At 57.4% G+C, this 8,170-nt stretch carries 8 protein-coding genes; all 8 read left to right on the top strand.

The window, feature by feature from the left end; translation table 11 throughout:
• Window positions 1-236, top strand: a 236-nt coding sequence (locus RCH87_RS09535) for a hypothetical protein (RefSeq protein WP_306516463.1), incomplete at its 5' end; no start/stop codon positions are given.
• 245 nt (window positions 237-481) lie between these two features.
• Window positions 482-1,672, top strand: a complete 1,191-nt coding sequence (locus tag RCH87_RS09530; protein ID WP_306516462.1) for an ABC transporter substrate-binding protein — start codon at window positions 482-484, stop codon at window positions 1,670-1,672.
• A 9-nt stretch (window positions 1,673-1,681) separates the two neighbouring features.
• Window positions 1,682-2,575 carry an ABC transporter permease gene (locus tag RCH87_RS09525; protein ID WP_306516460.1) on the top strand — a complete coding sequence of 298 codons (894 nt, stop codon included), beginning with the start codon at window positions 1,682-1,684 and terminating at the stop codon, window positions 2,573-2,575.
• A complete protein-coding gene (locus RCH87_RS09520; protein WP_306516459.1) occupies window positions 2,568-3,392 on the top strand; it encodes an ABC transporter ATP-binding protein in 825 nt (274 codons plus the stop codon). Before RCH87_RS09525 ends, RCH87_RS09520 begins: the two co-directional genes overlap by 8 nt.
• Before the next feature lie 141 nt (window positions 3,393-3,533).
• Window positions 3,534-4,802 (top strand): aminotransferase class I/II-fold pyridoxal phosphate-dependent enzyme, encoded by a 1,269-nt coding sequence (locus RCH87_RS09515; RefSeq protein WP_306516458.1) that lies wholly within the window; start codon window positions 3,534-3,536, stop codon window positions 4,800-4,802.
• Window positions 4,783-5,361, top strand: a complete 579-nt coding sequence (locus tag RCH87_RS09510) for a suppressor of fused domain protein (RefSeq protein WP_306516457.1) — start codon at window positions 4,783-4,785, stop codon at window positions 5,359-5,361. The genes RCH87_RS09515 and RCH87_RS09510 overlap by 20 nt, the downstream gene beginning before the upstream one ends.
• 81 nt (window positions 5,362-5,442) lie before the next feature.
• Window positions 5,443-7,896 carry a DNA polymerase III subunit gamma and tau gene (locus RCH87_RS09505; RefSeq protein ID WP_306516456.1) on the top strand — a complete coding sequence of 818 codons (2,454 nt, stop codon included), beginning with the start codon at window positions 5,443-5,445 and terminating at the stop codon, window positions 7,894-7,896.
• Between the two features lie 86 nt (window positions 7,897-7,982).
• On the top strand, window positions 7,983-8,170 hold a 188-nt coding region (locus RCH87_RS09500; RefSeq protein WP_306516455.1), incomplete at its 3' end, for a YbaB/EbfC family nucleoid-associated protein.

Genomic DNA, 8,170 nt, shown 5'->3' with positions numbered 1-8,170 from the left:
GCATGGTGAAAGATTTTTCCATCTACTCAAACGGAACAAAACCTGGGACACTTCAGAAGACGGTTAAGGGGGGCAAAGTGAGAGTCAACGAGCCAACAAAGCTTCCGGCACCGCGCAAAGCCGCAAACACCCCCCGGTTCATATTCCGAAAGCCCGTACGCAACCACGCCTCGAATCTGCGCCATCCTGGCGGAAAATCCTGCAAGATTTCGCCCGCATCCCTTTTTGTCGCATAACCCTTCCCATGTTGGGGCTAGGTATGGATCCTTGGGGCTTTGCCAGATTGGCACTTGGATAGACAATCTTGTCTATTAATCTTCTGTAGCTGACGCAGCGTTACTGTATGGACTGAACGGCGTGTTAACTGCACTTGTGCTCAATACCCGTTGTGTGGCCGTGAATGTAGAAATTGACTCTGCCATGTGTTCTGACTTACGTTTAAGCCCTTACTGAACTGATTGGTCTATTTAAGGGAGAACGCATGGTCTATAATCGCATTCTGTCCCGGCGGCAAATGTTGCGCAAAGCAGTAGCCATGGGCGGGGTAGCGCTGGGAGGCGGCATGCTTTCTGCCTGTTCTACACAGCCACAAACACGACAGCCACAAACCAGTAATTCCGGGCCCGCATCTTCTGCTAGTCCTGGCGCCCGAGAAAAACTCGTCATCGGCTTTGTGCCCATTGCGTGTGCATCACCGCTGGTTGCCGCAGACGCACTCGGCGCATTTGAAAAACAAGGACTCACCGTAGAGCTACGGAAATACGCTGGGTGGGCTGATCTCTGGACGGCATATGCAACCGGAACCCTCGATGTTGCGCACATGCTCTCACCAATGCCACTGGCAATTGATGCAGGTGCGACGAATGCTTCCCGGCCAACAGAATTGGCTTTTACTCAAAACACCAACGGCCAAGCGCTAACTTTATCTACTTCTTATCTGGATACGGTTTCACAACCGGCAGATCTTGCAGGCATGGTGTTAGGAATCCCCTTTGAGTATTCGGTGCATGCATTACTCCTGCGCGATTATTTGGTCGCCGGTGGCCTTGACCCGGTTTCAGATGTGGAACTGCGGCTTTTGCGGCCACCGGACATGGTGGCGCAATTGGCGGTCGGTGCTGTTGATGGCTTTATCGGCCCCGAACCGTTTAACCAAAGAGCATTGACCACAGGATCAGGCCGCGCGTTCATTCCCACCCGGCAGATGTGGGAGAACCACCCCTGCTGCTCGGTAGCTATAGCAAAAGAAATTGACCGCGGGGTACGCGATCGTGTGGTCGCGGCTTTGCGGGAAGGCGCCCAATTTGTCGACAGCCCGCATCACGTACACGAATCAGCGTCGATATTGGCCGAAGAAAAATATCTCAACCAGAAAGAAGAGTTGATCTCGCCTGCTTTAGCCGGATCCTATACCACCTGGGACGGCACCGATGTGGTGGACCCGGACATGATCAATTTCGGTGGACAAACTTCGGCTACCGCGATCACCTGGATGGCTGCGCAGATCGCGCGCTGGGACCTCGGCGGCACCGCGCTGACGATGGACGACGATGTGCTCTTAGCAGCCACAGAATCTGTCTTGCCACCTGAGGCAGACCGCACCACGGACCCGGTCGACATCAATGGCCGGATATTTGATCCACAGAAGCCCACGGCTGGATACCAGCGTTAAGGACCCACAATGTCTCAAACTCACACGTCTACCATTCGAACGTCAGCTACTCGCACGCCAGCTACTCGCACGCCAGCTACTCGCACGCCAGCTACTCGCACGTCAGCTACGCGAGCGCTGCCAACGAAAAAGCCTGGTCCGTGGAAACCTGTTGTCCTCGGCCTTGGCCTGTTTCTCGCTTTCCTTCTTGTATGGCAATTAATAGCGGCTGCGGGGTGGCTGTCGGATATCGCGCCGACGCCCGCTCGCACCCTCAGCCGCGGTGCCGAAATCTTGGCTGATCCTTTTTACCGGGATGGTCCAGCCTCCGTCGGCATTTTCTGGCACATGGTGGCATCCCTGCGCCGTGTGCTGTTCGGTTTTATCATCGCGATGCTCATCGCCATTCCGCTGGGCTTTTGGTTAGGATCGTCCACCACCTTCCGCCGGGCGACAGACCCCTTTGTGCAAATTCTGCGGCCGGTATCCCCATTGGCGTGGCTGCCGTTGGGGCTTGCCCTGCTGCGCGATGCGGAAAATACCGCGGTCTTCGTCATTATTCTCTCCGCTTTGTGGCCCACTCTGCTCAACACCATTGAAGCCGTGCGCGGCGTGCACCCGTCGTACAAAAACCTCGGCGCCACATTGGGCACCAGCCGTGTGGACCGGCTGTTCTACATCATCGGGCCTGCCGCGCTGCCCGGCATCATCACGGGTATGCGCCAATCGCTGTCCACCGCGTGGCTGGTGATTGTGGCAGCGGAGATGCTCGTCGGCGGGCAAGGCGTCGGCTTTTTCGTGTGGAATATGTGGAACCGCCTGGATATTGATGCCATCGTCGTGGTCATCGTTTTCATCGGTGCCATCGGCTTGGCCCTGGATTACCTGGTTGCTTCATTGCAGAAAGTGGTGCGTTATGACTAATACCTCAACCGATACAGTGCCAAATACCGTCGATGCGCCTAACACCAGTGGTACTGGCACCGCGCATATCGAATTTAAAAGTATTACAAAAAGCTACGGGCCGACGACGATCATCGGCGAGACCTCTGTATCTATTAAGGAAGGCGAGTTTGTCTCCTTGCTGGGGCCGTCGGGTTCGGGCAAATCCACGATGCTGAACATGATTGCTGGCTTGGCGACGCCGTCGACAGGCGAAGTCCGTGCCCGCGACGAGGTGATCACCGGCCCGGGCCCAGACCGAGGAGTGGTTTTTCAAAATCACGCCCTGCTGCCATGGATGACAGCACGCGGCAATATCGAATTTGGTCTGCGCTCTGCACGGCCGGATTTGTCGAAAGCCCAGCGGAAAACAATCACGCAGGAATTCCTGGATGAAGTCAGTTTGGGGCATGCGGCTGATCGTCGTCCCGCACGATTGTCCGGTGGCATGCAGCAACGGGTGGGTTTGGCGCGTGCGTTTGCCATTGGTTCGGATATTTTGCTGCTGGATGAACCTTTTGGTGCGTTGGATGCGCTGACCCGGAGGCAATTACAGACCTTGCTGCTCAGAGTTTGGGAAGAAAACCGACGCACGGTGGTAATGGTGACCCACGATGTTGACGAAGCGATCCTGCTGTCTGATCGCATCTTGGTCATGTCGCCGGGGCCAGAGGCAACCATCGTGGAGGATTTACGAGTCGGTCTTGCCCGCCCACGTACCGGTGATGTGGACCCAGCCGTCGTCAAGCGCAAAAATGAGCTGCGCCACCACCTGTTGTCATTGTTGGAGCATGATTAGTGGCAGTGGCGGATTGTGATGGATGGGACACGATCTCGTTGCCGCATCGCCATTCTGTTTTGGGTAGCCAACACAGATCTCACACAAACTCGCTACCATGGCAAGCAGCATAGATGTAATGGAAGGTAGGCGAGTACCCTAATGTCACTCCTCGACTTAGATACTGAGCAATTCAACGAACTAGCCCAGCAGGTGCGCAAAGATTACCAGGATCTGCAGGCAAAAAACCTGAACCTGAACCTGACGCGCGGTAAACCGTCGAACGAACAGCTCGATTTCTCCCACGATCTGCTTAGCTTGCCTGGTGACGACCCGATTGATGCCGACGGCGTCGACGTGCGCAACTACGGCGGCTTGCTGGGAATTAAGCAGCTGCGTGAAATCTGGGCGAATGCCCTGGGACGTTCGGTGGACAACACCATCGCCGGTGATTCTTCTTCGCTGAATATTACTTTTGACCTGCTGTTGTGGTCGTACACCTTCGGCAACAACGATTCTGTACGCCCGTGGAGCCAAGAAGAAAAGGTCCGCTGGATCTGCCCGGTGCCGGGTTACGATCGCCACTTCACCATCACCGAAAAACTCGGCATCGAGATGGTCTCAGTTCCTATGCTTGACGACGGTCCGGATATGGATGCCGTGGAAAAGCTGGCCCAAGATCCGCAGGTGAAGGGCATGTGGGCCGTGCCGGTGTTCTCCAACCCAACCGGAGCGATCTTCTCCAAGGAAGTCTGCGAAAAGCTGGCTGCCATGGACACTGCCGCGCCAGATTTCCGCATTGTGTGGGATAACGCGTATGCGCTGCACACGCTGACCAACGAATTCCCGGAAAACTACAACGTGCATGAAATGGCGGCAGCCGCCGGTAACCCGAACCGCTTCTGGGAAATGTCGTCGTCGTCCAAGGTCACTCACGCTGGCTCGGGCGTAGGCTTTTTCACCTCCTCGGAAGAAAACATTGCGTGGTATTCCTCTATCGCTAGCGCCCGCGGCATCGGCCCAAACAAGGTCAACCAACTGGCGCACGCGCGTTTCTTCGGAGACGAAGAAGGTCTGAAAGCGCTGATGCGCAAGCACTCCGGATCATTGGCACCGAAGTTCGACGCTGTCCTGGATCTGTTGGAAAAGAAACTGGGCGGATATGACGTCGCTAGTTGGTCGCACCCAGAAGGCGGTTACTTCATTGACCTCAACGTCATCGATGGCACCGCGACACGCGTGTGGGAGCTGGCGAAAGAAGCCGGAATTGAATTAACCAAGGCCGGTGCTTCCTTCCCGTACGGCAAAGACCCGCACAACCGGAATATCCGCCTGGCACCATCGATGCCTACTGCCGATGAGGTTGCTGTCGCCATGGATGGTGTGGCCACCTGCGTGCTGCTGGCTGCGATTGAGAAGAAGGAGGCTTAAGCCCCTGCAATTCGAAGAAACCGGCTATTGGCTCAGCCAACTCATCCCGGCCAAACTGGAATTCCGCAAGCTCGATGAGTGGCGTATTGCCAGCGCACAGATAGACGAGCAACAAGCGCTGGCAGCGACCGCCAATTTTGGCGCGGTTGATACCGGGCTGACCAGTGACGAATCCGGCCAGTCCGTGCGCTGCGAGCTGCTCGCCGTGGCGCAAGCCGAACAGCCCGCCATTGCAACTGCCGTTCTGGCGGCCGCAGAGTTGCTGCGTTCGGCAGGTGGCGTGCTGCCAGCGCGGCCGGGGGTGCTGCTGCCGGATATTGGCCAGAAATTCGCTGAGCTGGGGCAGGATCATCTCACCGTGCGCCACGGACTATTGGCCGTGCCGTATTTGTGGTCGGGCAAGACGCCACGCTTGGAAGAAGACGACCGGATCACGCTGATTTGTCAGCTGATCATGCTCACCGATGCAGAGTACGAATTCGCCGTGGATCATGGCGTCGACAAGCTGCAAGATAAGTTATCGACTGAAGGCATTGATCCAGGCGACTGGGGACGGTAAATTCTGCGTCGTTTTTGTTGCCGTTTTTGTTTCTGCGCTGTTTTCTGTTGGGGCAGCGGTGGATATCGGTAAAGTGGTGGCGTGGCTCTTTACCGGAAATATCGTCCCGCAAGTTTTGCTGAGGTCATCGGACAATCGCAGGTCACCGAACCTTTATCAGTGGCGCTCGATGCCCACCGCATCAATCACGCCTACCTGTTTTCAGGCCCGCGTGGTTGCGGTAAGACCTCCTCTGCGCGCATCCTCGCGCGTTCACTGAACTGCGTCGAAGGGCCGACCTCGACTCCATGCGGGAAGTGCGATAGCTGCCGTGCACTCGCCCCCGGTGGTCCCGGCAACCTGGACGTCACAGAACTCGACGCGGCTTCACACAATGGTGTGGAAGATATGCGCGAGCTGCGCGACCGTGGCCACTACGCGCCGGCGGAATCTCGTTATCGCATTTTCATCATCGACGAGGCGCACATGATCTCGCAGCAAGGTTTCAATGCCTTGTTGAAGATCGTCGAGGAGCCGCCGGAGCACCTCATTTTTATCTTTGCGACGACGGAGCCGGAAAAAGTTATCGGCACGATCCGCTCGCGTACCCACAATTATCCGTTCCGTTTGCTGACTCCACCGGATATGAAGTCGCTGCTCCAGCATGTGGTTGAAGAAGAAAACGTGCAGGTAGAAGATGCCGTCTACCCGTTGGTGATGCAAGCCGGTGGTGGCTCGCCGCGCGATACGCTGTCGCTGTTGGACCAGCTGCTCGCTGGTGCGAAAGATGGCGAGCTGACCTACCAGCAAGCCGCTCCGCTGTTGGGCGTGACAGACTTGGCGTTGATTGACCGCGTGATTGGCGCGCTTGCGAACGACGAAAAAGGCGAGCTGTTCCGCATCGTCCACGACGTTATCAACGCTGGTCACGAACCACGGCGCTTCGTGGAAGACCTGCTGGACCGCCTGCGGGATTTGCTGATTATCCAGTCAGTTCCCGAGGCATTCGAGGAAGGTCTGGTTTCTGCCCCGCAGGATCGCGTTGCTGTTTTGCAGGAGCAGTCTGGTTGGTTTAGCCCGGAGGCGCTGACGCATTATGCAGACGTGGTCAACGAGCGTTTGCCACAAATGCGTGGTGCGACCTCGCCGCAGTTGCTGTTAGAGATTTTGTGCGCGCATCTGCTGGCCAGGCCTTATGCCGTGGGCTCTGTAGCTGGAGCTGCAGCGAGCGCTGGTTCGAGCCCTGCTGCCGGAGTCGCCGGAACTGGTGCTCCCGGTGCCGGGCGACACGAAGGCACTGGGGCGCTTGCCGACGACACCAACTCCGTAACCCCCACTGGTGGGAGGAATGACTCTGCTGCCGGTGGGCCGCGTGGTGCAGCTGCGGCCCTTGCTGCGGTGGCGGCAATGGGAACTGGGCAGCCGCAGACGAAGTCCACTCCCTCACATGGTCCTGCACCAGCTCCAGCAGAGCCAGGTGAAACAGCAATCAAGCAAGACCAGTCAGAACATGCAGTATCTAAGCAAGCAGAATCCGAAGCAGCCGAGCCTTCTGCGACGGCAGGTAGCGGTGCAGAACCAACTGAATCTGCAGGGCCAACCGGTGAGCCAGAGCCAACCGGTGAGGCAGGGCCGACTGGTCCGGCAGAACCAACCGAATCTGCAGAAGAGACGAGTGACACGGATACGAGCAGTGCTAGCGAGCCAAACCAGGATGTGCTGGAAACGATTCGTAGTCGGTGGACGAATATCCGCTCCACGGTGGGTGAGAAAAACCGCGTCGCGGAAGTCATGCTCACCGAAGCAAAAGTCTTGACTATCGACGGCGATACTGTCGTACTCGGACACAACACTGGTGCGCTCGCGGAACGAATCAATTCCGAGCGCAATAATGCGGTCATTGTTGAGGCCGTGAGTGCCACTGTCGGCCAGAAGATGCAGGTTCGATGTGTCGTAGGCACGAAAATTCCTGCTGCACACAATGCGCCGAAGCCACGACAACAGCACAAGACAGGGCAACAGTTACAGCGACAAGCGCAGGAACCGCAACAGCGCAACGCTGCTGCTAACGCAAGCGTGAAGCCAGATTCGAGCTCACAAGATCAGGATTGGCGTGAGGTCGCTAAGCAAGCGAAAGACCGGGCACGGCGGCGGGCTGGGCAATCCGGGCCGGACACATTCGGTGACGGCGTGCCTCTGCCGCCTGAGCCCGCAGCCGACGAGGGTGTACCAGACGAGCAGGCGTCGCAGTCTTCCCGTCCGCCACAGAGCTCGCAGCCTAGGCAGTCTGAACAACGCCCGCAGACACAGGCCACCCAACAAACGGAGCACCAACCTGATCAGCAACCCGGAGACCAATCCGGCCAGCAACCGGGGGTGCAAGTGCCGCCAGCGTCGTCAAGCACATCCACTGCCGAGGTAGAAAAATCCGATGGTGGCGAGAGCACTGCGAGCAGCGATAACGCTACCGATGACACTGAGGAACGCTCCCCCGAAGAAGTCCACGCAGCCGCGCGGCGTCTGCTGGAAACAGAATTGGGCGCACGACCGTTGTAAACTAGGGCCGGTAAAATGGCGTCAGCACGCGATATCCGCCACACGATAACGCGACAAAGCAACCAAAATTTTAAGGAGTATCAACAATGACTCAGCCACAAGATATGCAGCAACTGATCGCCCAGGCCGCCGAAATGCAGGCCAACCTGCAGAAGGCGCAGGAGGAAATCCTGGCCACCTCGGTTACCGGCAAAGCAGCCAACGGCCTGGTTGAGGTCACCATGACTGGCGGTGCTGAAGTCACCGATATCAAGATTGACCCGCAGGTCGTCGA

Source organism: Corynebacterium sp., from assembly GCF_030826625.1.
Lineage (GTDB): Bacteria > Actinomycetota > Actinomycetes > Mycobacteriales > Mycobacteriaceae > Corynebacterium.
The sequence above is the reverse complement of the archived record's forward strand: the minus strand, read 5'-3'. Positions and strand labels throughout refer to the sequence as shown.

Excerpts from the sequence above, each read along its gene's own strand:
- RCH87_RS09530 (WP_306516462.1), top strand. The coding sequence starts at position 482 with ATGGTCTATAATCGCATTCTGTCCCGGCGGCAAATGTTGCGCAAAGCA.
- RCH87_RS09525 (WP_306516460.1), top strand. The coding sequence starts at position 1,682 with ATGTCTCAAACTCACACGTCTACCATTCGAACGTCAGCTACTCGCACG.
- RCH87_RS09520 (WP_306516459.1), top strand. The coding sequence starts at position 2,568 with ATGACTAATACCTCAACCGATACAGTGCCAAATACCGTCGATGCGCCT.
- RCH87_RS09515 (WP_306516458.1), top strand. The coding sequence starts at position 3,534 with ATGTCACTCCTCGACTTAGATACTGAGCAATTCAACGAACTAGCCCAG.